Source organism: Methanocellales archaeon (genome assembly GCA_028715985.1).
Taxonomy (GTDB): Archaea; Halobacteriota; UBA148; order UBA148; family UBA148; genus UBA148.
The window spans coordinates 59190-82887 of sequence record JAQUQR010000002.1 but is presented as its reverse complement, the minus strand read 5'-3'; the positions used below and the strand labels follow the sequence as shown (position 1 = coordinate 82887).

27 protein-coding genes are annotated in these 23698 nt (G+C 42.9%); 10 read left to right on the top strand and 17 right to left on the bottom strand.

Features of this window, described 5'->3' with window-relative positions; all coding sequences use genetic code 11:
- Window positions 1-51 precede the first annotated feature (51 nt).
- The 4 genes from PHI74_02950 to PHI74_02935 form a co-directional block, all read right to left on the bottom strand.
- Entirely contained in the window at window positions 52-387 is a 336-nt protein-coding gene (locus PHI74_02950) for a zinc-ribbon domain-containing protein (protein MDD5484970.1), read from the bottom strand.
- Between the two features lie 565 nt (window positions 388-952).
- A complete protein-coding gene (locus PHI74_02945; protein ID MDD5484969.1) occupies window positions 953-1477 on the bottom strand; it encodes a TIGR00295 family protein in 525 nt (174 codons plus the stop codon).
- 5 nt (window positions 1478-1482) lie between these two features.
- A complete protein-coding gene (locus tag PHI74_02940; protein MDD5484968.1) occupies window positions 1483-1986 on the bottom strand; it encodes a transcription factor in 504 nt (167 codons plus the stop codon).
- A gap of 12 nt (window positions 1987-1998) precedes the next feature.
- The gene (locus tag PHI74_02935) at window positions 1999-2541 is read right to left on the bottom strand and encodes a tRNA (cytidine(56)-2'-O)-methyltransferase (protein MDD5484967.1); all 543 of its coding nucleotides are present in this window, start codon (window positions 2539-2541) and stop codon (window positions 1999-2001) included.
- Between the two features lie 85 nt (window positions 2542-2626).
- Between PHI74_02935 and PHI74_02930 the strand changes: the two genes are divergently transcribed.
- Window positions 2627-3874, top strand: coding sequence for an isopropylmalate synthase (locus PHI74_02930; GenBank protein ID MDD5484966.1), 1248 nt, complete (start codon window positions 2627-2629; stop codon window positions 3872-3874).
- A gap of 8 nt (window positions 3875-3882) precedes the next feature.
- Window positions 3883-4449, top strand: coding sequence for a hypothetical protein (locus PHI74_02925; GenBank protein ID MDD5484965.1), 567 nt, complete (start codon window positions 3883-3885; stop codon window positions 4447-4449).
- A 73-nt stretch (window positions 4450-4522) separates the two neighbouring features.
- On the opposite strand, the gene PHI74_02920 is transcribed toward PHI74_02925, so the two are convergent.
- The gene (locus PHI74_02920) at window positions 4523-5536 is read right to left on the bottom strand and encodes a HEPN domain-containing protein (protein MDD5484964.1); all 1014 of its coding nucleotides are present in this window, start codon (window positions 5534-5536) and stop codon (window positions 4523-4525) included.
- A 497-nt stretch (window positions 5537-6033) separates the two neighbouring features.
- Between PHI74_02920 and PHI74_02915 the strand changes: the two genes are divergently transcribed.
- Entirely contained in the window at window positions 6034-7275 is a 1242-nt protein-coding gene (locus tag PHI74_02915; protein ID MDD5484963.1) for an anion transporter, read from the top strand.
- A gap of 269 nt (window positions 7276-7544) precedes the next feature.
- Here the strand turns inward: PHI74_02915 and PHI74_02910 are convergent, their stop codons facing one another.
- Window positions 7545-9629 (bottom strand): sodium-translocating pyrophosphatase, encoded by a 2085-nt coding sequence (locus PHI74_02910; protein MDD5484962.1) that lies wholly within the window; start codon window positions 9627-9629, stop codon window positions 7545-7547.
- Between the two features lie 864 nt (window positions 9630-10493).
- Here PHI74_02910 and msrB point away from each other — a divergent pair.
- Window positions 10494-10877: a peptide-methionine (R)-S-oxide reductase MsrB gene (gene msrB / locus PHI74_02905; protein ID MDD5484961.1), complete on the top strand. Its 384-nt coding sequence runs from the start codon at window positions 10494-10496 to the stop codon at window positions 10875-10877.
- A 185-nt stretch (window positions 10878-11062) separates the two neighbouring features.
- On the opposite strand, the gene metF is transcribed toward msrB, so the two are convergent.
- From metF to PHI74_02890, 3 genes are all read right to left on the bottom strand, one after another.
- Window positions 11063-11971 (bottom strand): methylenetetrahydrofolate reductase [NAD(P)H], encoded by a 909-nt coding sequence (gene metF / locus PHI74_02900; GenBank protein ID MDD5484960.1) that lies wholly within the window; start codon window positions 11969-11971, stop codon window positions 11063-11065.
- 136 nt (window positions 11972-12107) lie between these two features.
- Window positions 12108-13118 carry a homoserine dehydrogenase gene (locus tag PHI74_02895; protein ID MDD5484959.1) on the bottom strand — a complete coding sequence of 337 codons (1011 nt, stop codon included), beginning with the start codon at window positions 13116-13118 and terminating at the stop codon, window positions 12108-12110.
- A gap of 10 nt (window positions 13119-13128) precedes the next feature.
- Complete coding sequence (locus PHI74_02890) at window positions 13129-13620, bottom strand: amino acid-binding protein (GenBank protein ID MDD5484958.1); 492 nt, start codon at window positions 13618-13620, stop codon at window positions 13129-13131.
- Between the two features lie 81 nt (window positions 13621-13701).
- Here PHI74_02890 and PHI74_02885 point away from each other — a divergent pair, with 81 nt between their 5' ends.
- From PHI74_02885 to PHI74_02865, 5 genes are all read left to right on the top strand, one after another.
- Window positions 13702-14241 carry a nitroreductase family protein gene (locus PHI74_02885; GenBank protein MDD5484957.1) on the top strand — a complete coding sequence of 180 codons (540 nt, stop codon included), beginning with the start codon at window positions 13702-13704 and terminating at the stop codon, window positions 14239-14241.
- A complete protein-coding gene (locus PHI74_02880; protein MDD5484956.1) occupies window positions 14234-15850 on the top strand; it encodes a tRNA uridine(34) 5-carboxymethylaminomethyl modification radical SAM/GNAT enzyme Elp3 in 1617 nt (538 codons plus the stop codon). The genes PHI74_02885 and PHI74_02880 overlap by 8 nt, the downstream gene beginning before the upstream one ends.
- 126 nt (window positions 15851-15976) lie before the next feature.
- Window positions 15977-16360, top strand: a complete 384-nt coding sequence (locus tag PHI74_02875; protein MDD5484955.1) for a twin-arginine translocation signal domain-containing protein — start codon at window positions 15977-15979, stop codon at window positions 16358-16360.
- Between the two features lie 88 nt (window positions 16361-16448).
- A complete protein-coding gene (locus PHI74_02870) occupies window positions 16449-16766 on the top strand; it encodes a DUF5518 domain-containing protein (protein MDD5484954.1) in 318 nt (105 codons plus the stop codon).
- A gap of 217 nt (window positions 16767-16983) precedes the next feature.
- Window positions 16984-17733, top strand: coding sequence for a hypothetical protein (locus tag PHI74_02865; protein ID MDD5484953.1), 750 nt, complete (start codon window positions 16984-16986; stop codon window positions 17731-17733).
- Between the two features lie 163 nt (window positions 17734-17896).
- Here PHI74_02865 and PHI74_02860 read toward each other — a convergent pair whose 3' ends face one another.
- Genes PHI74_02860 through PHI74_02825 form a run of 8 tightly spaced genes read right to left on the bottom strand, consistent with a single transcriptional unit; the run spans window position 17897 to window position 23179 of the window.
- The gene (locus tag PHI74_02860; protein MDD5484952.1) at window positions 17897-18316 is read right to left on the bottom strand and encodes a secondary thiamine-phosphate synthase enzyme YjbQ; all 420 of its coding nucleotides are present in this window, start codon (window positions 18314-18316) and stop codon (window positions 17897-17899) included.
- Between the two features lie 43 nt (window positions 18317-18359).
- Entirely contained in the window at window positions 18360-18935 is a 576-nt protein-coding gene (locus tag PHI74_02855) for a methyltransferase (protein ID MDD5484951.1), read from the bottom strand.
- Window positions 18919-19680, bottom strand: coding sequence for a 16S rRNA (adenine(1518)-N(6)/adenine(1519)-N(6))-dimethyltransferase RsmA (gene rsmA / locus PHI74_02850; protein MDD5484950.1), 762 nt, complete (start codon window positions 19678-19680; stop codon window positions 18919-18921). The genes PHI74_02855 and rsmA overlap by 17 nt, the downstream gene beginning before the upstream one ends.
- A 2-nt stretch (window positions 19681-19682) precedes the next feature.
- Complete coding sequence (locus tag PHI74_02845; protein MDD5484949.1) at window positions 19683-20246, bottom strand: DUF655 domain-containing protein; 564 nt, start codon at window positions 20244-20246, stop codon at window positions 19683-19685.
- 10 nt (window positions 20247-20256) lie between these two features.
- On the bottom strand, window positions 20257-20607 hold the full coding sequence (locus tag PHI74_02840; protein ID MDD5484948.1) for an RNA polymerase Rpb4 family protein: 351 nt from the start codon (window positions 20605-20607) through the stop codon (window positions 20257-20259).
- A gap of 4 nt (window positions 20608-20611) precedes the next feature.
- A complete protein-coding gene (locus PHI74_02835) occupies window positions 20612-20893 on the bottom strand; it encodes a 50S ribosomal protein L21e (protein MDD5484947.1) in 282 nt (93 codons plus the stop codon).
- Window positions 20862-22178: a tRNA pseudouridine(54/55) synthase Pus10 gene (locus tag PHI74_02830; GenBank protein MDD5484946.1), complete on the bottom strand. Its 1317-nt coding sequence runs from the start codon at window positions 22176-22178 to the stop codon at window positions 20862-20864. Before PHI74_02830 ends, PHI74_02835 begins: the two co-directional genes overlap by 32 nt.
- On the bottom strand, window positions 22175-23179 hold the full coding sequence (locus tag PHI74_02825) for an adenylosuccinate synthetase (GenBank protein MDD5484945.1): 1005 nt from the start codon (window positions 23177-23179) through the stop codon (window positions 22175-22177). Before PHI74_02825 ends, PHI74_02830 begins: the two co-directional genes overlap by 4 nt.
- Before the next feature lie 137 nt (window positions 23180-23316).
- Between PHI74_02825 and albA the strand changes: the two genes are divergently transcribed.
- Window positions 23317-23610, top strand: coding sequence for a DNA-binding protein Alba (gene albA / locus PHI74_02820; GenBank protein ID MDD5484944.1), 294 nt, complete (start codon window positions 23317-23319; stop codon window positions 23608-23610).
- Window positions 23611-23698: the final 88 nt, after the last annotated feature.

Sequence of the window (23698 nt, the reverse complement as noted above, 5' to 3'; positions counted from 1 at the left end):
CGCTAGGGCTGTGGTACCCTATCTTCTGCCAGACGCCATCAAAAGGTGGAGCTATGCGAAATCTTTTAGACTTGATGCCCACTTATATTCACATTCTTGGCATATGATTTCTATTTTTTTCCTGCCGATCAGGCCCCCCAATAACCCCACGGGCCCCAGCAGGATTCCTCCTGCAGCAGCCTTGCCAAGGCTAAATCCTTTTTGACCAATCGAGATGCTCATAGAGCCACAAATCGGACACTTTATATGTAGCCCTGGTAAGCTCTCTCCGCAGTGAGGGCACAAGGGAGCTGTTTTGGATACTTCCTTTCCACACGTTTTGCATTTTTTAAGCTCTGCCATTGTCCTTACCCTCCCTTTAATTATGAAGGGTTTATGACTATTCATATGCAAGTTACCCTATAAAAGATTCTTACTAGATTTTGTGGGATTTGATCTTTGGGATTACTGATTATTAGTGTCGCTATTTAGTTAAATTCAATGCAAGAAGATGGGTTATTCTTTTACTGTCATTACTTTGCTTTTGTAATAGTTTTGCACAAACGCATGGTAAAACCAATGAGGTATGTAATTGAGAGCAAAAATGTGAAAACACCCGGTATATAAAGGATTTGCATATCCACAGGGTCATCTACACAGAGATCCCAAAGAACAAGTGCATTTATACAAATTGTAATTAAAACTAAACACGATAAAAAATAAAAAAAGTTTAACTGAGGCTTTGGATATCCTCTTCCCCAACTCTTGTCCTCTTTGTATAAATAAAACATAGACGGCGACGAATATCGCATACATCGCACCTACAGTTTGCATTGCAGCCGAAGGAAACCATGCTGGATCTGCTACCATTGGAATTACCAATTATATATCTTCTTATTATTGAGTAATAAATCAATAGCTCATCAAATATAGTTCCTATATAATCAAATTTCTGGGCTTTCTTTAAAATAGGCTAATTATCACTTGCCAATAGGTCTCTTAATCCACATATCTCTTCCAACTCGGCATGAAGTCGCTTCACTCTTTCAATGGCTGGATGATCTTTTCCTAATTTGCGCTGCAAAACTGAGATAGCCTCATCGATCGTGATTTGTGTTGTATGTTGAATCAGATTGTCTGCATGTGCAACAATCTTTTCCTCAAGCCTTTTTGGCATATAATCTTTTTTGGGTAAGCCCAGTGCATCTGCTTCATCACTTGGTATTCCTGCCCCAATGTGGCGTTCAATTATGTCTACGATGCGGCCATCAAGACTCAACTCCCTTGCGATCTCAGCGCCAACCAATGCATGCTTGATGCCATTCGATCTGGCGTATCCAATGTCATGAAGTAAAGCACCAATGAGTACGATCTCTTTATCTGCATCGCAATGTTCCGCCATCTTGCTCGCAAGTTCCGCGACTGCGATACAGTGATCAATCACGCTTTGGGGGCAGTTTACCTCCCTCAACAGATCAATTGTGCTTTTTGTATTCATCCGTGTCATCCTAAAACAGCCTGTATTTTCCCAATCCTTTCCTCAAGAGCATTTATGAGTTCACCATTGTCTTGATATCTGAGAACTTTTCCACAATTTAGGCACCTAAAATTTTCCTCAGTTGCCGAATCAAACAAAGCCCTATGTCCCTCGTCACAAATATAAAAAACGTTATTTCTTTCAAACTCCAAGCGTTTTTGGAGATTGACGTATAATTTTCTCATTTCGACTTCTAGGACCACATCGATTTCATGTAAATCTACTTTCCATAAATAGGTTAGCCATCCGCTCTCCTTATTTCTCTCTCTTCTGTATATGGCCAAGCGAGATTCATACAAGATGTATAATGTTCGCCGAACGATCTGTATCTCCACTCCTGTAATCTCTGCGATCTTCTCGTCGGTTACCTCACCTTCGGGGAGATTTGTGATAACCCTAATGCCTTCTTCCCCTATCAGTTGGTTTAAAAATCCAATAATGACATTGTTTGGTGTTAGCAAATTTATCATAACATATTTGTTTTACAGAGTCTTTAAATTTTTGATTCCCTTGACCTCTTTGCCCACTCTTCTTGCTACGATTTGGAGCCTTCCGCCTTTAAACTCTTTTCTGAGCTCTTCCCCTTTCTGCAGGTGATCCATGAAAATCGCCAAGGCAGCCACCTCCGAGTGTGGTTGATTGGTTATTGCGATATTCCAGTCTGCCATGTTAAAAACCTCGGCTGGAACTTTCTCCGCCCCAACGATAACCATGAGATTTTCTGCATCGCGAATGGCATCGATCTCCTCCCCTAAGTTAATACCATACATGGTCAAGTGACAAACCTTCCCACCGCCTTCTTTCCATTTTTTGATTTCTGTTCTCCATTTTACGTCACTTTGAACATAGAACTCTCCTCCCCATCGCTTGGTTACATCGCTTATTTTTTGCTCTATTGATTTGTCGCTGGAAGCGAGCAGCATTCCATCAGCGCCAAGCGCTCTTGCAGTTAGGGCAACATGTGTGGTCATCCGTTGGTCTCGATTTATTCTGTGCCCTAGTCGGAGGATCACTATTTTTTTCATGGTGGCATGGTATGGGCACTGCCCTTAGTTAACTTTATGTGTATTCCCATGGATTATAGAAGCGATGTATCGAACATATGAGGATATGCCCAAGATAAAACTGCCATTGGGTCAAGAGATTAAGGTCTCTGACAGCACGCTAAGGGATGGGGCCCAGATGCCTGGTATCGTGCTTAAAAAGTCCCATAAATTGTGTATATACGATTACTTGCATGATATCGGGATAGAGAAGGTGGAGGTATTCCTGTACAATGAGCGTGACAGAAGTGCAGTAAGGGATATGCTGGACAGGGGGTATGATCTCCCGGAGGTTACCGGATGGGCAAGGGCGGTTCCAAAAGATATAGACCTGATTATAAGCATGGAGGGCATAGAAGAGACAGGTATATTGATGTCAGTCTCTGATGTACACATATTTGACAAGATGGGTCTTAACAGCAGAGAGGAAGCTGAGAAAAAGTATCTTAACGCTTTGCAATATGCGATTGATCATGGTTTGAGAGTGAGATGTCATCTTGAGGATATAACCAGAGCGGATTTCGATGGATTTGTCACTCCATTTGTTAAGAAGATATTGGAGATAGCACCAGATGCGCTTATAAGGGTTTGTGACACGTTGAATTATGGGCTGCCTTTTCCTGAAGTAGACCTCCCCTACGGCATCCCAAAAATGATCAAACTGCTTAAGGACCTAGGCGCCAAAGACATAGAGACCCATGTTCACGATGATTTCGGGCTTGGATTGACCAATACTTTGGCAGGGTATTGGTATGGCGCTAATTGGTCGAACTTGACTTTTCTGGGAATTGGCGAGAGGGCTGGCAACACTGAGATTGAGAAGCTGTTGATTTTTTTGATATGCAGGGTGGGGGGTTTTCAAAAATATAACCCTGCGAGCCTTGTCAAATTTGCAGAGTACATGGAAAATGAAATAGGGATAAGGGTGCCAAGGAACAAAGCCATCGTTGGAAAAAACGTATTCGCCCATGAGAGTGGGATTCACACCGCAGGGATCATCAAAAATCCATTTACATATGAGCCATTTCCTCCAGAACTCGTCGGCGGGAAACGGCAGCTGATGATAGGGGATTCCTCCGGGAATGAAGTAATACGCTACAAGGTAGAGGAGACGTTGAGGGAATTAATGCATCTGGATTTGTCCATAGATAAAAACGATCCTCGCATACAAAGCATCAAAAGCGACATTCAAAAATTATATGATGATGAAAGCAGGGTTTCATGCATCTCAGATGAGGAGTTGAGGGCTTATGCTGAGAAGTACTTCCTACTGGAGAGCATCGTCGAAAAAGACATCTCCAAAAAAGAAGAGTAGTGAGGGGTATGACACTTGAGGTAACGACAGAAACGCCCTTTAAGGGCTTGATAGAGTTTTATAACGCGATAGAGAGGTTTGAGAGATACTGTTCCATGTGCCAGAACTCTACGGATCGAGACAAAAAAGTCTTCTACAGCAGAGATGCTTTAGAGAGCTTAGACCTTGCGTATTCTGCGTATCTGGAGAACTTTCCTTTGATATTTCCTACGAGGGAGGGAATAAAACCGATATTTGTCTCTCTTGAAACCAAGACAGAAGAACTTAAAGAGTCATTTGAAGCACAGTTGAGGTCCTTGGATAGAGACGAAGTCAATAAATATCTAGCTTTGTTAAACAAAATCAAACATCATTGTAAGGTTGAAAGCGCTTGTAACTATAAGAAACTGGCAGAAGATATTGACGAAATAAGGGACTTGGCGAGGGATGTAAAGAAGGCCACAGAAAAGTTATACCTCGAAGATTTTCTAGACCTGACAAAAAAGCGACTAAAAGAGGCGGCAGAAGACCCAGAAAAGTTCAAGAGCCTGTTCCCCTTGCCACCGAAGCCACTGGAGATTGAATACAGGGGCTAGCATAACATAATTAAAACGCTTTTTTTTGGAAGCTTCTTCAATATGGGGGTGTTAGGAAGCAGGAGAGTTCTCTTTAAATTTTTAAAGTTTCAGGGAAAACAATTGTTTTAGGGAGCGGTTTTCCTGTCATTTCCTTGACTAGTAATTCCCTTACCAGAGATGAAAGCAGGACTTCTGCAGTTGCTACGTGCTTTTGAGCATCTTCTGAAACTGGGTCATAATTGCCGTGGAACAGATTATTTCTGATAGCGTAAATGACCAATGCCGTTTTCTTGACAACCTCTATGTAATTTGGCGAGTTAGCTTCAAGCAAAGCATCCAAGCATTTTGTAACTTCAATCTCCTGGCTTCTCCTTCGCAGTAGTATTGGTAATTTTTCTGTTGGCAACTGAGATAGAGTTTCAAGGTTATTTCTATTGGATTTGGCATAATGCTGTGCCATTTCTGAATCCATATTGGTGCATATATACTTCTCAATAGATCTCTGTTCACCACTCCTAATCTCACGGTTTGCATAAAGGGCATTGAATGATATCCAGAAAGCCACCAGTCGGTCAGAACTATTAAGCTCATCGCTTCCCTTCTTAAACCAGCGTAACGACAGAGCAAGGCGCCTGCCTACGTCGTTTGATTTTTGGCGGTAACTGGAGATGACATTCTCCAGAAGTCCCCAGAAATCTCTGGGTGGTGATATTGAAAGTCCACTTGGTGTAAATCTACCCCGATTGAACATATCAGCAAGGTTATACAAATTCGGTCTATATTGCTGTATTTCAGGCTCCACAGCAACGCCGTCCAACTTTGCTTTGTAGCTAATTAGATGTGATGGAAATCTTAACAGTAGCGACATAGATTGTGTAAATAAGTCTACAGCTCTTGGAATTTCCCTGTTGATATACTGTTGCTCATTGACAGAAGGGTCAGCTTTTATGCTGTCTTTGTAGTTAATTTGAACACAATTCGGCATTGACTTCCCCGAGGAGGTAACCTCACATTTCTTGACGGCAAATAGTTGACCTTTGTATACCTCTTCAAGTTTGATTCCATGAACAATCAACCGAATTTCAACTGAACGTCCCAATACCATCTACAAACACCAACTAATCCCCCTCTCCTCCACCGCCTCCTTGTATCAGTCCATTTATCTCTGCCACTAACTCAAGCTGGCCCGACCTATTATAAGCATTTCGCCACCTAGGTTAGTCACCAATGCATCTCTGGAAGCGGCAGGCTTGAGTAGGATACTTATTGTTCTCTCTCTTTTTACCTTTTCTGCCAAATTAACTACATCAAAACTTCGATTTTAGTCCTTCCTTTTATTTTATCTCAATCTACTTTTTTAAATTTTTGTTTATCACGTTCTATCTGGCATTATCTAAACCCTATTAATATCTAGTTTTTTCTTTCTAATTTACTCTTTGTTTTATTTCTCTCAACAAACGAAAACGAAGAAATAGTCGGGTATAAAACCAATTTGAAGAGATATGCAGCTTATATTCATGTATAAGGAGTTAAACTCAATTGCTAGTCCTCATCTGCTAATTAAATTTAATAATATAAAGTAACTTAAGCATTGCAAGTGTTATGACGATCCCAATAATAGTTTTAGCTGTTGTTTTTATGCTCATTGCCATTAGGCAAGTGGGCAATATTAAATTAAAGATATGGCAAATAATGCTTTTTGGGGCTATAGCTGTCTTAATAACGGGCCAAATTTCCCCGACTGATGCTTTAAAATCAATAAACGTAGATGTAATGCTTTTCTTGTTTAGTATGTTTGTCATAGGTGTTGCACTTGAAGAGAGCGGTTATCTTTCTCACTTATCCTATGAAATATTTAAAAGGGCCAAAAATATGAACCAGATGCTATTACTCATTTTATTTGGAATGGGATTTGTTTCAGCACTTCTAATGAACGATACTTTGGCCATTATAGGAACGCCAATGGTTTTACATCTCGCAAAAAAGCATGATATGAATCCAAAAGCTCTTTTGATCGTGTTAGCATTTGCGATAACAATTGGTAGTGTTATGAGCCCAATTGGGAACCCGCAGAATTTTCTCATAGCTACCCAAGGTAATATCAACAATCCTTTTCTGACATTCTTGCGACATCTATTGGTGCCAACAATCCTCAATCTTTTGGCCGCTTTCTTCCTAATAAAAATTGTTTACAAAGGGCAATTTAACAATGATTCTTTGAACCACTCCAAAGAGCCTATAAAGGACCCTAAACTCGCCATTTTATCCAAAATATCCCTTGTTTTGTTGCTGATCCTAATATTTATCAAAATTGCGATTGCATTTTTGAATATCCAGATGGACCTTAAATTAGTTTATATCACGCTGATATCAGCACTGCCCATTTTAGCATTTGGCAGAAAAAGAATTTCTATAATCAAAAAAGTTGATTGGCAAACATTGGTATTTTTTGCTGCGATGTTTGTATTAACGGAAAGTGTCTGGAACACAGGATTTTTCCAGTCAGCAATAACCACTTTGAATGTAAACATCCTTTCCATTCCGATGATATTTGCTGTAGGCGTTTTACTAAGCCAGTTAATATCAAACGTGCCTTTGGTGGCACTATATCTGCCAATGCTCTCTCATGCAGGCGCAACAACAAAAGAGATGATAGCATTAGCTGCAGGCAGCACAATAGCTGGCAATTTCCTCATACTTGGTGCTGCTAGTAATGTTATAATAATTCAAAATGCAGAAAAGAGATCCGGAGAAACGATAACTTTTCTAGAATTCGCAAAGATTGGTATCCCAATGACAGTGGTGAACACTCTGATTTACATGTTGTTTTTTGTTTTGTTTTAATCTAACATATGGGGCTGCCAAAAAAACTACGGCCTGTTGCAATTCGGCATTTTCCCTCGGCATAGTTGCACCACAGCTTACTCCTTCGGGAAATATGACAAAGATCATGAGGTTCAGATGGGTTGCACCCTCCTCATAAGCGCTAAGCACGACTTCTTTAAATCGCGATGTTATGCCCAAATCCAAAGAAGAGTTTGATAATAGCACTTACCTCTGGGTTATAACCTTTTTTTATTTTATACTCCCTCATAGACTGCAGTTTCGATTATTTAGCTGTGGAAATAAACTATCAACGGTAGAAACACCAATGATACAACTGACATGAGTTTTATTAGAATATTGAGAGCTGGGCCCGAGGTATCTTTACATGGGTCCCCTACTGTATCTCCTATAACTGCGGCCTTATGCGCTAGTGATCCCTTACCCCCAAGGTTTCCCGCCTCTATGTATTTCTTTGCATTGTCCCAAGCACCGCCGGCATTTGCTAAGAATATAGCGAGAAGGAACCCTGTGGCAATCGACCCGAGGAGTAACCCAGCAAGCCCTGCCGGCCCAAAGACCATCCCCACAATGATAGGAACGCTAACCGCCATTAATCCAGGGAGAATCATTGCTTGTAACGCTCGTTTTGTACTGATACTGACGCAGCGGGTATAATCGGGTTTTGCTTTTGGATCAGTTAATAGGTGAAATTCTTTGAACTGGTAGCGTACTTCTTCTACCATTTTATGGGCAGCTTTACCTACTGCACCCATCGTTAACGCGACAAATACGAAAGGTAGTAACGCCCCGATGAATACGCCTGATACAAGATATGGACTGTATTTGCCACCTAAGGAAAGCAATTCTTCGATTTCAGGTCCAGTGTAGTAAAGCTTTAAGGAGACGATGAAGGTAGCAATTAGTGCTAATGCCGTGATAGCTGCTGAACCTATTGCAAAACCTTTACCCATGGCAGCAGTCGTGTTACCTACGGCATCTAAGGTTTCAGCTCGCTCTCTCACATCCTGCCCCATTCCAGACATCTCGGCAATACCTGCTGCATTATCAGCAACTGGCCCATAACAATCTGTTGCAAGCGACATACCAAGGATGCTAAGCATACCAACTGCTGAAATAGCTACGCCATAAAACTCGGCGAAGTAGTATGCAATAACCATCGCAGCAACAACTGATACCACGGGAACAATTGTACTCGTCATACCAGTAACTAGGCCTTGAATAACGACGGTTGCTGGACCTGTTTTAGATGCTTCAGCAATTTGCCTGACAGGTTTCTGTTTCTCTGAAGCAAAATACTCAGTATTTAATCCTATGATAATTCCTGCTATCAATCCTGCTAGCATGGCGTAGTACGGTTTCAGCTCACCATCAAGCAAATACCATGTCGCCATTCCGCCTAAAACTGTAACTAAAATGGCACTGGCAAATAACCCATTTCTCATAGCAGAGTAAACATTTGATTCTTTACCCGTTCGAACAAAAAATATCCCAATAATCGATGCAAAAATACCTAAGGCAGCTATAATCAATGGTAATATTATCGCATTTGATCCATAAGTTGTAATGGCAAATCCTCCGGCTATTGCAGCTAAAGCCATTGGAGCAATTATCGATTCAACATAAGATTCGTACAGATCCGCACCCATACCGGCTACATCACCAACGTTGTCACCAACTAGATCAGCGATAACAGCTGGATTTCTTGGGTCATCCTCAGGTATGTTTTCTTCGACTTTTCCAACAAGATCTGCCCCCACATCAGCAGATTTTGTATATATCCCGCCGCCCACTCTGGCAAACAGTGCTACTGATGAAGCACCAAAACTGAAGCCAAACAGTATGGTGGTAGCCTGTCCCGGATTACATGTATATGGGGCTGGTATTAGGTTAGTAAACAGCATATACATCCCCCATACACCAAGCACGCCAAGTCCAACAACGGTAATGCCCATTACAGCTCCGCTGGAGAAAGCAACAGACAATCCTTTGTTTATACTTTCTTTTGATCCCTCAGCTGTTTTAGCATTGGCAAGCGTTGCTATACGCATCCCTATGTTTCCGGAAAGGATGGACAGGATGGCACCGATAATAAACGCAACTGTAGTACCCCAATGCATATTACTACCAGAAACAAGCGAAAGTGCATAGAGAAGCGTTGAGACTCCTGTAATAAATACAACAAGTATCTTGTTTTCACTATTCAGAAAAGCCATAGCTCCTTCTCTTATAGCGTTACTTATTTCCTGCATTTTTTTATTACCTGAGCTTTGACGACTTATTTTAAAAACTAGGTATGCTGCAAACACCAGCGATATCAATCCGCTTATTGGTACGATTATAGATAGATCCACCTTAACCTCACCTTTTAGGGTAATATCCACGTCTTTTATTTAACAGTTATGCTTTTGTAAAACACAGATATATATTATATTTAAACAAAGGTCTGTAAAGCATTTTTTGAAATTAGGTGTCTTGTATCAGCAATATACCCAATAACCCCCCATCACCAGTGGGCAAATAGAATATGTTGACGAATGGTCAGCAGATGGGCTCAAAAATATTTTTTGATTGAACATTAAAAGTCCAGAAACTGCAATCAGAAGTTGATACTGCTGGAGCAGCACACGGTGCTCTTAGCGCTGGTTCTTTTTGTTCAACTTATGCCGCATCACACAAGGATTACTACTTATAATGCCAAACATGTACAAAATCTCAATTTTTGGTGACCTGTTATGGCTGTGCGATCCGCAGGTTTTGCAATGCTAGTTAGTATCAGGCTTCCTAGAAGGAGAGGGGATAATGGGTCTAATACTAGTATCTAACCTAGCAACTATGCGCACTAGTATCTTATTCCTTCATTTTTTCGATGGACTCCGTAGTTCACATGAGATGCAAAAATCGAGCTGATCGACTATGAGGATATTAAAAAAATTGTTGATGGGATTACAGAAATAGGACAATCCATCCCACCTATTTTTTTGGATGGATATTGAATTAACAACATCCCCCCAATTTCGATTATCTAGATCAGATTTGTACGTTGCGCCCGCACCCAATATTACACCATCGCAGCATGCACTAATAACCAGCTCAGGCCATAATAGATCTTATCTGATCTCTTGCTGTGCTACTTATCGCATCTTTTAATTTTGTTGCTTTACACATATCTTTAAAATTGTATATATACCAAGTCTAATAAGTAAAATATAGACAAAATGGTAAAAGGGACAGAAGAATACTGGAAAAAGAAGCTTGACCCTGAGAGTTACCACATCCTCAGGGAAAAAGGAACAGAGCCGCCTTTTAGTGGAGAATATGTTAAATTTGACGAAAAGGGCAGATATGTTTGCGCTGCATGTGGGAATGAGCTGTTTTCGTCAGACACCAAATTTGAATCCAGCTGCGGATGGCCAAGCTTCTATGATTCCAAGGAAGGTGCAGTTGCGCTCAGGCGGGATGACAGTCATGGCATGCACAGAATTGAAGTTATTTGCAAAAAATGTGAAAGCCACCTTGGGCATATTTTTGATGACGGCCCTGAACCCACAGGAAAAAGATATTGTATAAACTCCTTGGCATTGGATTTTATCTTTTTGTGACCCGGGTCCCAACATTAACGTCACCTAAAAAGTTGGGCGATTAAATCCTCAAAAATTCAATTCTACACCACATTGACATCTACTATTCAGATCAATATATCAAAAAGGCCTAAAAGTTACCATCCCCAGATTTTTAGGGTAAATTCTCTGGGAGTTGGATTACTAGAACTTAAACTGTAAAAATATCAAATCTGTTGCAGAATTCTACGTGTGCTTTCCGGTCGATTCATAGTATAAAAATGTATTCCTGGTGCGCCCTCTTTTATCAGGGTTTTACAAAGGTCTACTGTATGTTCTGTACAGATTTTTTGCACGGCATGCTTATCGGATTTGTTCTTTTCGAGTTTTTCCATGAAAGCTCTGGGTATGCTTATTTTCATTTTTTGTAACATACATATAATCTGAGAATACTCTTCTAGGGGCATTACGCCTGGAATTATGGGCACATCTATGCCGATGCCTTCCGCACTTTTCACGAATTTCAGGTAATGGTTCACATCAAAAAACATTTGGGTTATTATGTAGTCTGCACCTTTGTCAACTTTTATTTTTAAATGCTCCAAATCCTTTTTCTTGTCCGAGCACTCCGGGTGACCTTCCGGATAACCAGCCACACTTATGCAAAAATTTGTGGGCAAGCCTTGCCTATATGCGCCTTCAACCTCCGTCAGATATTTTCCTTTGTTCATCAAACTGATCTGTTCTACAAATCCCGAGGCATATGTGTGCCCCTTTTCATGGGGCTTGAACGTCTCCTCTCCTTGATGGGGGTCACCCCTTAGGGCGAGTATATTTTCGATCCCTTCATATTTCACATCCATCAACAAATTCTCTATGTCTTGTTTTGATTTGTCTGAGCATGTAAGATGGACCACGCTTTCTATTCCATATTCTCTCTTGATTTTTGCTGCTATTGGTACCGTCCCACCACGCGGAGTCCCGCTCGCACCACAAGTTACGCTGATGTACGCTGGTTTAAATTCCTTTAAAGGCTCTATTGTGCCAAATACCCTATCGATAGGCTCCCCATTTCTCGGCGGGAAGACTTCAAGTGAGTAAATGGGTGAGTTTCCATAGAGGTCTATAACTTTCATATTGTAACCCTCTAATCCAATTTGAACACTTTTTTTATAATTTCATAGCCCGTCAACCTAGATTTAGCTGGCTCAAATAAGCCCCCAACTCTTTGAGGCTCATAAGCACTATTTATCTATCTACCTATCTTTCATCTCAACGTTTCGCGATATTTATCACATCGCTCAATATGGAGCTCGACGTTTCGATGGCGCCAGCACCCTTGCCAGTTATGGTGATCTCTCCTGCCAGGTCTGTATTTAGAGACATTACATTGAGGGTTCCTCTGACAGCCAGAGGATGATCTTTTGGGACTAAACGTGGTGCAACTCTTAATTTTTCCGCCTCTACTTCACCGATCAGCTTTATGGTATACCCTTTGTCAGATGCCAGTTTTAGCGACTCTATGGTGATCCCCGTTATACCCTCTATTTCGACGTCCTTGTAAGTGCTGTCCATGCCGAGGATCTCATTTGCGAGAATTACGAGCTTGCATGCAGTATCCATTCCTTCGACATCATAGCTTGGATTCGTCTCTGCAATCCCCAGTTCTTGAGCCTCAGATAGGGCGTGCTCGTATGACATTCCTTCAGTGGACATCCTTGTTAGTATATAATTGCACGTTCCGTTCAAGATGCCCTTGATGCTGAGTACCTTATTTGCTTGAAGGCATTCTCGTACAAGATTGAATACCGGCATAGCTCCGCCCACCGAAGCCTCAAATCTAAACTGAACATCATTTTCCTCAGCAGCTTTTATTAGTTCTTTGTATGCTACGGCTAATGGTCCTTTATTGGATGTGACTACATGCCTTTTATTTTTAAAAGCAGTCATCATATGGCTCAGACCGGGCTCCCCAGAATCGATGTTCGTTGGAGTTGTCTCTATTACGATGTCTGCATTCACTTCTTTAATGACGTTAATACCGATCATCCCCTCTTTCCAGCAGGGGTGCTTTTCCATTTCTTTTGTTTTCGCCAAATTATAGGCTTCCGTGGGATCGACACCCTCTTCACAAGCAATGCCTCCATTACGTTCGCCAATTCCCACTAGCTCAAGATCGATTCCATGTCTGTGCTTTATGTAATCTCTTTTTTTCGAAATGACCTTTGCAACACCACTTCCTATAACTCCAAATCCGATTATTGAGAGGCGTATTTTTTTCATCAGAGACCCCCTAAATGGGCTCGATTAATAGCAAATCTTTTTCGCGCGCGATGTTCCTGAGCAATTCCACCGCATATTCCATTTCCCTTTTCCCAGTGGCATTTATCACCAGTCTTGCAGATGATCTTTGATCTATTCCAGGCATGGACATTGCGAGATCCACTACCTCTGCATATCCTGTGGCATCGATCTGGTCTATGGTATCCCTAATATCCGAGTGAACGATGTGCCCGATTAATATTCCCACTCTACTCTCGCGCAGTCTTTCCTCATCAACCCGTGCGACTATGATACCGATGCTCTTTAATTTGTTGATAAGGCCACTCACTTTTTCCCCTTCGATATCAAAGGCTACTTGTACGGGAATCATGCCCCGCGGGGTTTTCTTGTCTCTATGGTGCACAACAGAGACGATGTTGCCCTCAAAGTCAGAGATGGGCTGGAGAGCTAACACTAGTTGGCCAGGCGTATCTTTTAACTCTAGGTCCATTGTAATTCTCATATCGATCTACGCCATATAAACCTGTTAACCCTTAAAGATTTATGGCCAAAGTATAAGAGATAGCTAAAAAAGGTGATGTTTATGGAGGACTGTATGGAAGCAATAGAAAATCGAAGATCGATACGCAAGTTCAAGGGGGAGAAAGTAAGCAAATCAGATATTAAAATGTTACTGCATTCTGCGCAAATGGCGCCCTCAGCAGGAAATCTACAGGCGAGAGAATTCATCGTCGTGTCCTCGGAGGAGGAGAGGGAAAAGTTGGCAAGGGCGGCGCTGAAACAAGAATTTCTAAGGGAGGCACCGATCACGATCGTCGTGTGTGCCAATCTGGAGCGTTCAGAAATGAGGTATAAGGCTAGAAGTGCTCTTTATGCCATCCAGGACGCAACTGCATCGGTGATGAACATCCTTCTTGCTGCGTACTCTCTTGGCCTGGGAACCTGTTGGGTGGGGGCTTTTGATGAGCGGGAAGTATCCTCTTTGTTAAGTTTGCCAGAGCATGTGCGACCTATTGCGCTAGTATTGGTAGGGTACCCTGATGAGGCGCCGATGGCACCCCCAAGATTGGGTGAGAAGATAGAACATTGGGAAAAATGGATGGGCCAGAGTATTGATGATTGAAGACGTTAAATCTGCATGCAGGGAATTAGTGGAGATGATATTGGCCGAGGATATCACTTCTTCTGATGAACTAAACAATGCCAAGAAGGCGGTTGTGCAAAGGTACAACTTGTCCAAGATACCGAAGAACTCAGACATACTGGCAGTTTCCACTGATGATGAGCAGGGCCTCGTCAGAAGATTGGCTCAAATTAAACCGATTCGGACGATATCAGGCGTTGCTGTCATAGCTGTGATGTCCTCGCCCCATAAATGCCCCCATGGATCATGTGTTCCATGTCCTGGGGGGCCTACGTCCTCATTTCGTTCCCCGCAAAGTTATACCGGCTATGAGCCCGCTGCTTTACGAGCAATCCAGCAAGACTACGATCCCTATCGCCAAGCGACGGCTCGTCTCACTCAACTGAAACAGATCGGCCACCCTCTCGATAAAGCAGAGTTGATCGTCATGGGCGGCACGTTCACCGCCAGATCACTCCGCTATCAGGAGTGGTTCGTCCGCCGTTGTTTAGAGGCGATGAACGACTTTGCAAATGAAAATAAAAATAAAAATAAACGAAAGGCTTCAATTCCGCTCAAAGAGGTGCAAAAGGCCAACGAGAATGCCGGTGTAAGGAACGTAGGGATCACCTTTGAGACGCGTCCAGATTGGTCGAAAAAGGAGCACATCGATCTAATGTTGAAGCTTGGTGGAACAAAGGTCGAATTAGGCATTCAAAGCACCCATGATTTTGTGCTGAGAAGAATACAAAGGGGTCATACAGTTGAGGATGCCATCCTGGCTAATGCCCTGCTAAGGGATAGTGGGCTCAAAGTGGGCTTTCACATGATGCCTGGTTTGCCCGGCTCTTCTCTTGATGACGATTTAAAGATGTTTCGCCGCGTATTCACTGACTCTGAATTTAAGCCAGACTACCTGAAGATATATCCCACGCTGATCGTGAATGGAACGCGATTGCACGATATGTGGAAAAATGGCGAATACGTGCCACTTACGAATGAAGATGCAGTGGAGCTGCTCGCCGAGGTGAAATCCTTTTTACCCAGATGGGTAAGGCTGCAGAGAATCCAGCGGGATATTCCAGTACAACATATACTGGCAGGAGTGACCAAGAGCAATATCAGGCAGTTAGCGGCAGACAGGCTGAGACAATCGGGCAAAAAGTGCCAGTGCATACGTTGCAGGGAAGTTGGACATGCACTGCTTAAGGGGACCGAGCCAGACGTGGAGAACATAACATCGTTGACAGAAAGATATGATGCATGCGGTGGTGTTGAGCATTTCATATCAATCGAGGATGTTAAAAAGGACATATTGATAGGTTTCCTGAGACTCAGGTTCCCTGATAATCCTCATAGACCCGAGTTAAGCCATGCAGCACTTGTAAGGGAATTACACGTCTATGGTCCCATGGTTCCCATTGGCTCAAGAAAGGATGGATGGCAGCACCGGGGGTATGGCAAGGAGCTGCTGAGTGAGGCAGAGAATATAACAAAGGATAATGGGTTTGATAAAATTGCCATCACCAGTGGCGTTGGGGTGCGCGATTACTATCGAAAGTTAGGATATGAGCTTGATGGGCCCTATATGGTCAAAGGTTTGAGATGAAAGGACGTGGGTTTCAGTTGGGAAGAGAACACAGGATAAAGGCAAGGATAACAGGAAGAAAAACGCTGGAGATACCAGATTCGTGAAAACTTTATATGATATGTTGGACAATATGTAATGGGAACTATGAAGATGGGAAGGCGCGAGTTCCTCAAGTCCCTCGCACTTGCAGGAGCTATGGCAACTATGGGCTTTTCAGGATGTGTATCACCTGGAGAGCCCGCTCCAGCTCCAACGCCTACAACTAGGCCTACACCTACTCCTACACCAACCCCAACACCTACACCAAGACCAGTAGCAGAGCCAACGCCGCCATCAAAAACTACAACTAAAAACTTTACAGAATCTAAAATATGTCCACCATGTGGTTACAACATGTATCTCCGAGATGTCAATGGTGTACTGTGGTGGGTCTGTGAAGATGAGGAACATTGTGGGTATAAGGAGAAAGTAACAGAGCCAGACATTTTGAAAAAGTATGGGTATACGGAACAACTCAAATCACTTTAATAATAAAAGGAAAGCAATATCCTACCCATTTAAAGGATAGAATTAATAGGCGATAACATAAACTATCCACAATTAAAGAGGTGATAAAATGCCCAAATACTTCGGACCTGCCATAATAGGCATTTTGCTAACGATTATTCTCGGCATCTTCTTAACGCCTTTCATCTCAGTGTTTATCGGTGGTATGATTGCAGGCATCATGTGCAAGGGTGGTGCTAGCGGCGGTGCTGGGGTTGGCTTTCTCTTGGGCGTCATTTCAGCCATGCCCTTTTTCATAATGGCAGCTGTACTTGCATCTATTATCCCCTTTGCAGGTGCGATAATGGGCGGACTTGGTGTAGCTTTAATGGTGATTATCGGAGCAATCGGTCTCGTTGGGGGCGTGATCGGTGGATTACTGGGCTGAGAGTCTTGAGTTTGTATCCCAAGTCCAAGAAGTAGGACGTGGTCTGGGAGTTCAATGAGAGGATTAGTAATTGGATAGTCAGTTTGGGAAAATAGTATGGCAAAGGACATCCTTTTTGAAGATGATATATCCTATGGTTAAAGCTTTTTATCTTCGTTAATTCTAAAATTAGTTAAGCTTAAGGTTCGGTATGAGTTAAAATTATTGAGTTACTTATATGTTAAAGGATAAAACACCAACAAAAAAGGTTGTATGGGCCAAAAGGTTTGTATGGGCTATCATTCTAATTGTGATAACAAATATTTTCACTGAAGTAACTGATATCGTAATTGTTCAGCCAATAACAGACCCTATTAAAAATTTTTTCAATCCACCTAAGGTGAGTTTGAAAATAGACCCACTACCATACCCTATGTCTGCACCAAATGGAAATTATATAATTAGAGTGAACGTGAAAAATAATGGTACAAAAACTCTAGAAAATATAATGATAGACTATAAGATGGAGGGTATAATCAATGAGACTAAGAGAACTCATTTACAACACAAAACATTCTTGGATCCGGGTGATGAAGATTATTTTGAGTTTGAAGTAACTGGTCTTAATCCAAATTGTTCTATAAGAGCAGATGCATTTACACTAGAATTTTATAAGGATAAAACGGGACAAAGGTATGTAAAAATAATTAATTTCTCGAGTGATATCTGCATGTATCGTAATTTGCAAATTAACATAACTGCCAAAGATTTCAGCTTGCCTTATACTTATCCGTATCCATATTCTGAAGGAAATATCAAAGCAATTATAAGCGGGATTGGGGGAGATATTCGACTATATGAAGAAGCCCAAGATAAAAGTGAACTAGTTTGTTTTTATCGTGGGACTGGGTTCTTACTTGATATCGAAACCGCTTGCCTAAGGGGGGATTTAGATCCAGAATTGTGCCAAGAATATCTGGAGAGGTAGTTCACTCAAAGTTCTAGTCATGGTATCTAAACAATAAAACCACCACTCACCCAAAATCGTTTAAAAAAGTTTTATCCCCTCAAATTTCTTAGAATAACTTCTTTCATATCAGCGCCTCTCTTTTTTATCGGTGGTTATGTACAGTTTGAATCCTCCCTAACTATCACTCCCCCATAATCTGTACGATGATCCTGCGCGATCTGGGCCTTACGTCCAGGTCTATGAAAACGATTTGCTGCCATGTGCCTATCAGCAATTTTTTGTTCGAGAAGGGAACGGTCAAACTTGGCCCCATCATGGACGCTCTCACGTGAGAGTGCCCGTTGCCATCTCCCCACCTGAGATTGTGCTTGTATTCTATGCCCTGGGGCATCATTCGTTCCAGTGCATTTTTCATATCTTCCAGAACTCCTGGTTCATACTCTACCGTTGTTATGGCGCCAGTAGAGCCAGGCACGAAGGCCGTTAAAATTCCGTCATTCAGCTGGGACTCCCTGAGGGATTCGGCAACTTTATCGGTGAGATCGATGATGTCGACGTTCCCCTTCGTCTGAAAGCTTATTTCCCTCGTTAATACGGTCATTTTCATCACCCAATACATAGTTTCGTCATGGAAATATCTTATTTTATCTTCTTAAGAAACCCCGAAGTACGACCAATCTTTCAAAGAAGTGCTTTTCGCTCATGATTTCATCGACCACTAAGCCAAGTGACTCCATTCTCGCTGTGATCTGCTCGATGCCTGTCAGTGAAGATGCCAGCAGCAATATTCGCCCGTCTTCTGCCAGATAATCCTTCACTCGGTCCAAAAAACGGTTGATGGTCGTCCGACCGCTGCCCCCTCCGTCCCATAAAACATCCATGTCGGTCTTTTGCTCTTCGGAAGGCAGGTAGGGTGGATTGAACACTATCAAGTCGAATTTTGCCCTGAAGTTGATCCCGTCAAACAAATCTGTCCTTATGACGTCTATGCCGTTCAATTTGGCGCATTTCACGGCTTGTGGACCGATATCAGTGGCAATCACCTGTGCAATGTCTTTAACGAACATCGAGATGATTCCAGAACCGGTTCCGATCTCTAAAACCCTGTCTGATTTTTGCACCTCTCTCAAGACCGCTTCTACCATCAGGAACGAGTCCTCAGCAGGTTCATAAACCTTTGGCAGTATTAGGATCTCTTTGTCCCTATACAGGATATTCATAGCGCGCACCATAGATCAAATTGGATAAAGCAGCCAGTTCTTCCGGATACAATTTTTCCGGTCGTTTAGACATCAGGTCCCGGGGCAGCATATCGATGAGTTTTCTCGCGTCCCCCAGGTTCAGCATGTGGGCCGCATTGAGGATTGCATTTTTCATCTGCTTTCTTCGCTGCGTAAACATCGCAGCCACAAAGTCAAGGAAAAAATCCCTATCTAGGTTTTGAGTTCGCGGCACCAGTCTTACTATGGCAGATTTCACCTCTGCCTGCGGATAGAACGCTGTCTTTGGCACGATTTCCAGAATTTGGGTCTCGGCCAAATACTGTGTTACGACGGATAAGCGGCCATAATTTTCCGTGTCGGTGGTTGCCATCATTCTTTTTGCGAATTCATGTTGATACATCAAGATGCCGAGCGTGAAGTCATGTTTGAGGAGCTTGAAGGTGATATCGGAGGAGATGGAATAAGGCAGATTTGACACGACTTTGTCAAACTTTGGAAATACCACTTGAAGGGCATCGCCGTGAATCATCTTGACGTTTGTGAGTGAAAGATCGTCCAGCACCTCTACCAGGCGATGGTCCGATTCGATTGCGATTACATTTGCAGCGTTTTTTGCTAAGTTTTTCGTCAGGTTACCTGTGCCAGCTCCGATCTCTAGAACGGTCTCCTTGCCATCTAACTCAGCATATCTGATGATTCGATCTATCACTTTCTCATCGATTAAAAAGTGTTGATCCCCCAATATTACCTCACGAAAATTCGATATTTTGTATGCTCATCCCTTAGCTCTTCCTCGATTCTGTTGACGATGAGCTTATCTGGACGGTGAAGGCCTTGGACCCTTTTTGTTAGATCCTCAAAGCTTTTAAAATCGCCTTTTTTCCGCTCGTTAATGATGCCCCACATCAATTTTTTCCCTATGCCGGGCAGCAACTCCAGTTGGTGCAATCTTGTTGTCAACGGCTCTGCATCATTGAAAAAGTCGATAAATCTGCCCTCGTCCAGCTTGACTATCTCCTCAAGGACATAGGGGAGCTCTATCTTAGCGCCATGGGTCAACTCGTCATATTTTAAGCGACGCTTCACATGGTCGATTTCATCTCTGTCGCCCTCTCCTATGTAGACTCTTTTATGGACCTCTGGCACTACTCCCTCTTTCGGGATCAATTCCAGCAGCACGAAACGAATCTCACCCACGCCATGGACTATGGGCTTTTTCTGATATACGGGCCGAGGATCATCTGGATGACCATATTGTAAATAGTCTAGAATCCATATGTAATCCTCCTTACCCTCCTTCTGCATCATCGCCCACCTCCTAGGCGTGATCGTTAACAAGACTCAATATCGTCTCTAGCTCTTTTTCTACAAGCGTATATCGTTCCTTTGCGTATATCGACCTAAGCTCATCTTTTGTCTTTGGCATTATATCGGTAATATGGATGGCGATTTCTGGTTTCATTTTCTCTAGTTTGAGGAGAGCCTTTGCCAAAGCACGGGATGACTCTGCGCTGGTCTTTGCAAACTTATTGGCGTGCTCAATTGCCCGCCTTTGCTCATATCTCAGCTCTTCCCCATTTTTTAGCCTTTCATCCCGAATTTTATTTAGGATGTCCTTTACCTCAGCAAGAGTTAATAGCTCCTCGCTTACAACTTCTTTTATGATCATGGGCTCACCTTTGGGGCTTGAGATGAGAAGGACGAATGATCAGCTCTTTGAGCCTATTTCCATCCATCACTTCCACTAGGTATGCTCTACCCCTTCGTCCTGTCACCTCAGCGGTTTTACCATGAAATGAAGGGTGAGGGGCACCCCTATGAATGCTAGGGTCTATGGTGATGTGAACTTTTTGCCCTATCTCAAATTTCTGAATAGCCCTAGTTATGGGCGACATCCCCCTCTCTTTTATATCTTTTTTAAGCTTATATCTCGTTTTTCTTCTTGAGCCTGGCATGTTTAACCCCAATGACGTCTAATTCCTTAACCCATACTTTAGTTCCGAGAAGTTCGGAAAGGTTCGGATTTGTCCTTTCATCATCACCAGAAATCAGTTCCTTGACGTACAACCCGGATTCACACCTGATGCAAATAGTCGCGCCCTCTGTATCCAAATCCATGAGTTTGGCGAAATGCACAGTTCTTGCTCTGACTTTGTCAGATCGCCGATGTGCTACCCTACTGGGCGTTCTTTGTTTGATTTTAGTACATAATCTATCCAGTGAAGCTTTTAGTTCCTCCTCCGAAACTGCTTCACTAAATGTGAGTCTGAGCCTATAAACTTTATCTGCATCGGCAGTTTTGACCTCCGCCACCATTTTCTTTTCAACGAATCCCAGCCCCTTTATCTCAATCCTATTCTCCGCCGATCTATTGATGCTGTTCTCTAGGTCTGTCAGATCGAAATGCCGATAGAGTGGCTCTTTTACCTCCAACACGAAAGGTCTTCCCGTTCCGAGCATGAGTGCATCTATATCTTCGCGTCCAGCGCCGTGAAGTATGACATCCGTTCCCCCACTGAATTCCATTACGGGATCTTTCATCAGTCCCTCCACGGATGTTGTGTAAAGTGTCCCTTTGTAATCACAGTCTTCGCATCCTTCACCTTGACACAGTGGGCAAGACCACCTCGTTTGTGGTATTCCCCTGGCAAGTTTCTTGTATCGACCATATATGAACAAGGAACTGCTTTGCAATTCGACTTTGTCCTCGGCTAGATTAAGCAGGACGAAGATGTCGGGTCGATCAAAATCAACCTCTTTATCGGTCTCTTCTTGAATCAACTTTCCGATCTCTCGATTCAATTCTGATTTGAGCGGTTCAGCCCATATTGTGCTGGATGTTGCCGCCCATAGTATCTCCTCGTTCTCGGCAAGCAGTCCTGATACCTTTGTGCAGACGAGAAAGGTATCATATTGGTATTTTTTAAGCAACGTCAGTGACCGCTGAACCCAAACATCCAAGCTCTGGAACAGATCGTTGCAAAGCCAGCACTTCTCGTCAGTCCCATCAATGTTCAAAATGGATCTAGCCTGCTTTGTGCACGGTGCAAGTCTTTTGAGGAGGGAGGAGTCGCCTTCCTTAAACTTTTGATGACCAAGCATAGCTAAGGCGGTCTTTAATGCACCGCCCCTTTCCTCATTTGTCAGCCCAGTAGATAGCTTTGCAAACTGTCTTCCTAAACAATGGTCGCATATTGGCCCCTCCTCCAAAATCCTAATTGCAATATCAAGTAGGTTCATGAGCGTAAGTCAATGGTCTGGGATATATTGGGGCCAGTTGAGAGTATCGTGATTGGTACTCCGACATCCTGTTCTGCATTACTCACGAACTCTTTTATGGTATCGCTAAGGCTATCATAGTCTGTAACGCCATGACAAGATGGATCGAGTTTGTCTAAACCCGTTAGAGCGACTTGTGTCGCCCCATTGACCCTAGCTGAATATTTTGCCATATGGCCGTCCCACATACCTATGCGTCTTTGTCTGCCAGTCACGGTGCCGTATTCCACAATGCCCATACGCTTAGCCTCCTCTGGACTCACCTCAGTTGGAAAAGGTCCTTCACCAACCCGCGTTGGAAATGCCTTAAAAACGATTATTACATCATCTACCCGGGTTGGGCCTATCCCGACATCAGCTGCGATCTGGGATGCCGTTGTATCCTTTGATGTTACGTAGGGATATGTACCATAGAATAGCGATATACCAAATCCTTGCGTTCCTTCTATAATTACCCTTTGGCCTGCATCAAGGGCATCGTTGATCTCCAGTGGAACATCCGTAATATAGGCCTTTAACTCCTCGACTTCTTTTGCTTGCCGTGCGCATCTCATAACCCTATCCTTATTGGCTGGCCCACATCCAGTGCCTGTGCTTCCTATCTCACTTGCCAACCGTTTATTTTGCCTATCTTCTAGGATGTGCTTTTCCTCGATGAGAGTGCACCTACTATCGATGCCAATTCTATCCTGAACTCTAAACTCTTTTATTTCGCGCTCTAAGACATGGGAGTCGATCAAAACACCAGCTCCAATTAGAAGCCTAGCATCTCCATAGATAAATCCCGAGGGCACCATTCTAATGCCATGCTTTTGCTTGCCTTCTTCGACGGTATGCCCAGCATTGGGGCCGACGCCACCTCTTGCTATTATGGATGGCTTATCTTTTAGGGCAAGATGTGCCACGATCTTACCTTTCCCCTCATCACCAAAAAATCCGCCGACTATTATAGTAGACCCCATTATAACATCTCCTTATCTAGCAACAGCATCTTTAAGATTCCCTACTACATCAAGTTTTTCTTATTTCGGAGGAAAACATTAATAATGAGGATACTAAAACTAATAACCAACATCAATAGTAACCTAGGAGGTCAAAGATGTCAGAAACAAAGAGGTCAGAAGATAACGTGATATATGTCGGAAACAAACCTATCATGAACTACGTATTGGCAGCGGTTACGCAGTTCAACGATGGTGCAAACGAAGTTGCCATCAAGGCCAGAGGTAGGGCCATCAGCAGAGCAGTGGATACCGCCGAGGTAGTAAAAAACCGATTTATGGCAGATGTCCAAGTAAAGGATATTAAAATCGGGACTGAGAAGTTAGAGGGGGAAAAAGGCGAGAATATCAACGTTTCCTCTATCGAAATCTTCCTAAATAGGCCTTCCTAACCGGCTTTTTTAAATGAGTTGATACGAACCCTGCGGTCCAGTCAGTTGGGGGTATGGTTGGGTGAAAACCGAAATGTAAGCAGCCAAT

Bases quoted from the DNA above. Each gene is read 5' to 3' on its own strand.
- PHI74_02840 (MDD5484948.1), bottom strand. From the start codon at position 20,607: ATGATCATAAAAGAAGTTGTAAGCGAGGAGCTATTAACTCTTGCTGAG.
- PHI74_02895 (MDD5484959.1), bottom strand. From the start codon at position 13,118: ATGAAAAAAATACGCCTCTCAATAATCGGATTTGGAGTTATAGGAAGT.
- PHI74_02930 (MDD5484966.1), top strand. From the start codon at position 2,627: ATGCCCAAGATAAAACTGCCATTGGGTCAAGAGATTAAGGTCTCTGAC.
- PHI74_02835 (MDD5484947.1), bottom strand. From the start codon at position 20,893: ATGCCAGGCTCAAGAAGAAAAACGAGATATAAGCTTAAAAAAGATATA.
- PHI74_02860 (MDD5484952.1), bottom strand. From the start codon at position 18,316: ATGACCGTATTAACGAGGGAAATAAGCTTTCAGACGAAGGGGAACGTC.
- PHI74_02920 (MDD5484964.1), bottom strand. From the start codon at position 5,536: ATGGTATTGGGACGTTCAGTTGAAATTCGGTTGATTGTTCATGGAATC.
- PHI74_02915 (MDD5484963.1), top strand. From the start codon at position 6,034: ATGACGATCCCAATAATAGTTTTAGCTGTTGTTTTTATGCTCATTGCC.
- PHI74_02830 (MDD5484946.1), bottom strand. From the start codon at position 22,178: ATGAACCTACTTGATATTGCAATTAGGATTTTGGAGGAGGGGCCAATA.
- PHI74_02945 (MDD5484969.1), bottom strand. From the start codon at position 1,477: ATGAATACAAAAAGCACAATTGATCTGTTGAGGGAGGTAAACTGCCCC.
- PHI74_02890 (MDD5484958.1), bottom strand. From the start codon at position 13,620: ATGAGAATTACAATGGACCTAGAGTTAAAAGATACGCCTGGCCAACTA.
- PHI74_02855 (MDD5484951.1), bottom strand. From the start codon at position 18,935: ATGAATATCCTGTATAGGGACAAAGAGATCCTAATACTGCCAAAGGTT.
- PHI74_02845 (MDD5484949.1), bottom strand. From the start codon at position 20,246: ATGATGCAGAAGGAGGGTAAGGAGGATTACATATGGATTCTAGACTAT.
- PHI74_02935 (MDD5484967.1), bottom strand. From the start codon at position 2,541: ATGAAAAAAATAGTGATCCTCCGACTAGGGCACAGAATAAATCGAGAC.
- PHI74_02925 (MDD5484965.1), top strand. From the start codon at position 3,883: ATGACACTTGAGGTAACGACAGAAACGCCCTTTAAGGGCTTGATAGAG.
- PHI74_02870 (MDD5484954.1), top strand. From the start codon at position 16,449: ATGCCCAAATACTTCGGACCTGCCATAATAGGCATTTTGCTAACGATT.
- PHI74_02825 (MDD5484945.1), bottom strand. From the start codon at position 23,179: ATGGGGTCTACTATAATAGTCGGCGGATTTTTTGGTGATGAGGGGAAA.
- PHI74_02885 (MDD5484957.1), top strand. From the start codon at position 13,702: ATGGAGGACTGTATGGAAGCAATAGAAAATCGAAGATCGATACGCAAG.
- PHI74_02950 (MDD5484970.1), bottom strand. From the start codon at position 387: ATGAATAGTCATAAACCCTTCATAATTAAAGGGAGGGTAAGGACAATG.
- PHI74_02880 (MDD5484956.1), top strand. From the start codon at position 14,234: ATGATTGAAGACGTTAAATCTGCATGCAGGGAATTAGTGGAGATGATA.
- PHI74_02940 (MDD5484968.1), bottom strand. From the start codon at position 1,986: ATGATAAATTTGCTAACACCAAACAATGTCATTATTGGATTTTTAAAC.
- PHI74_02875 (MDD5484955.1), top strand. From the start codon at position 15,977: ATGAAGATGGGAAGGCGCGAGTTCCTCAAGTCCCTCGCACTTGCAGGA.
- albA (MDD5484944.1), top strand. From the start codon at position 23,317: ATGTCAGAAACAAAGAGGTCAGAAGATAACGTGATATATGTCGGAAAC.
- PHI74_02865 (MDD5484953.1), top strand. From the start codon at position 16,984: ATGTTAAAGGATAAAACACCAACAAAAAAGGTTGTATGGGCCAAAAGG.
- msrB (MDD5484961.1), top strand. From the start codon at position 10,494: ATGGTAAAAGGGACAGAAGAATACTGGAAAAAGAAGCTTGACCCTGAG.
- metF (MDD5484960.1), bottom strand. From the start codon at position 11,971: ATGAAAGTTATAGACCTCTATGGAAACTCACCCATTTACTCACTTGAA.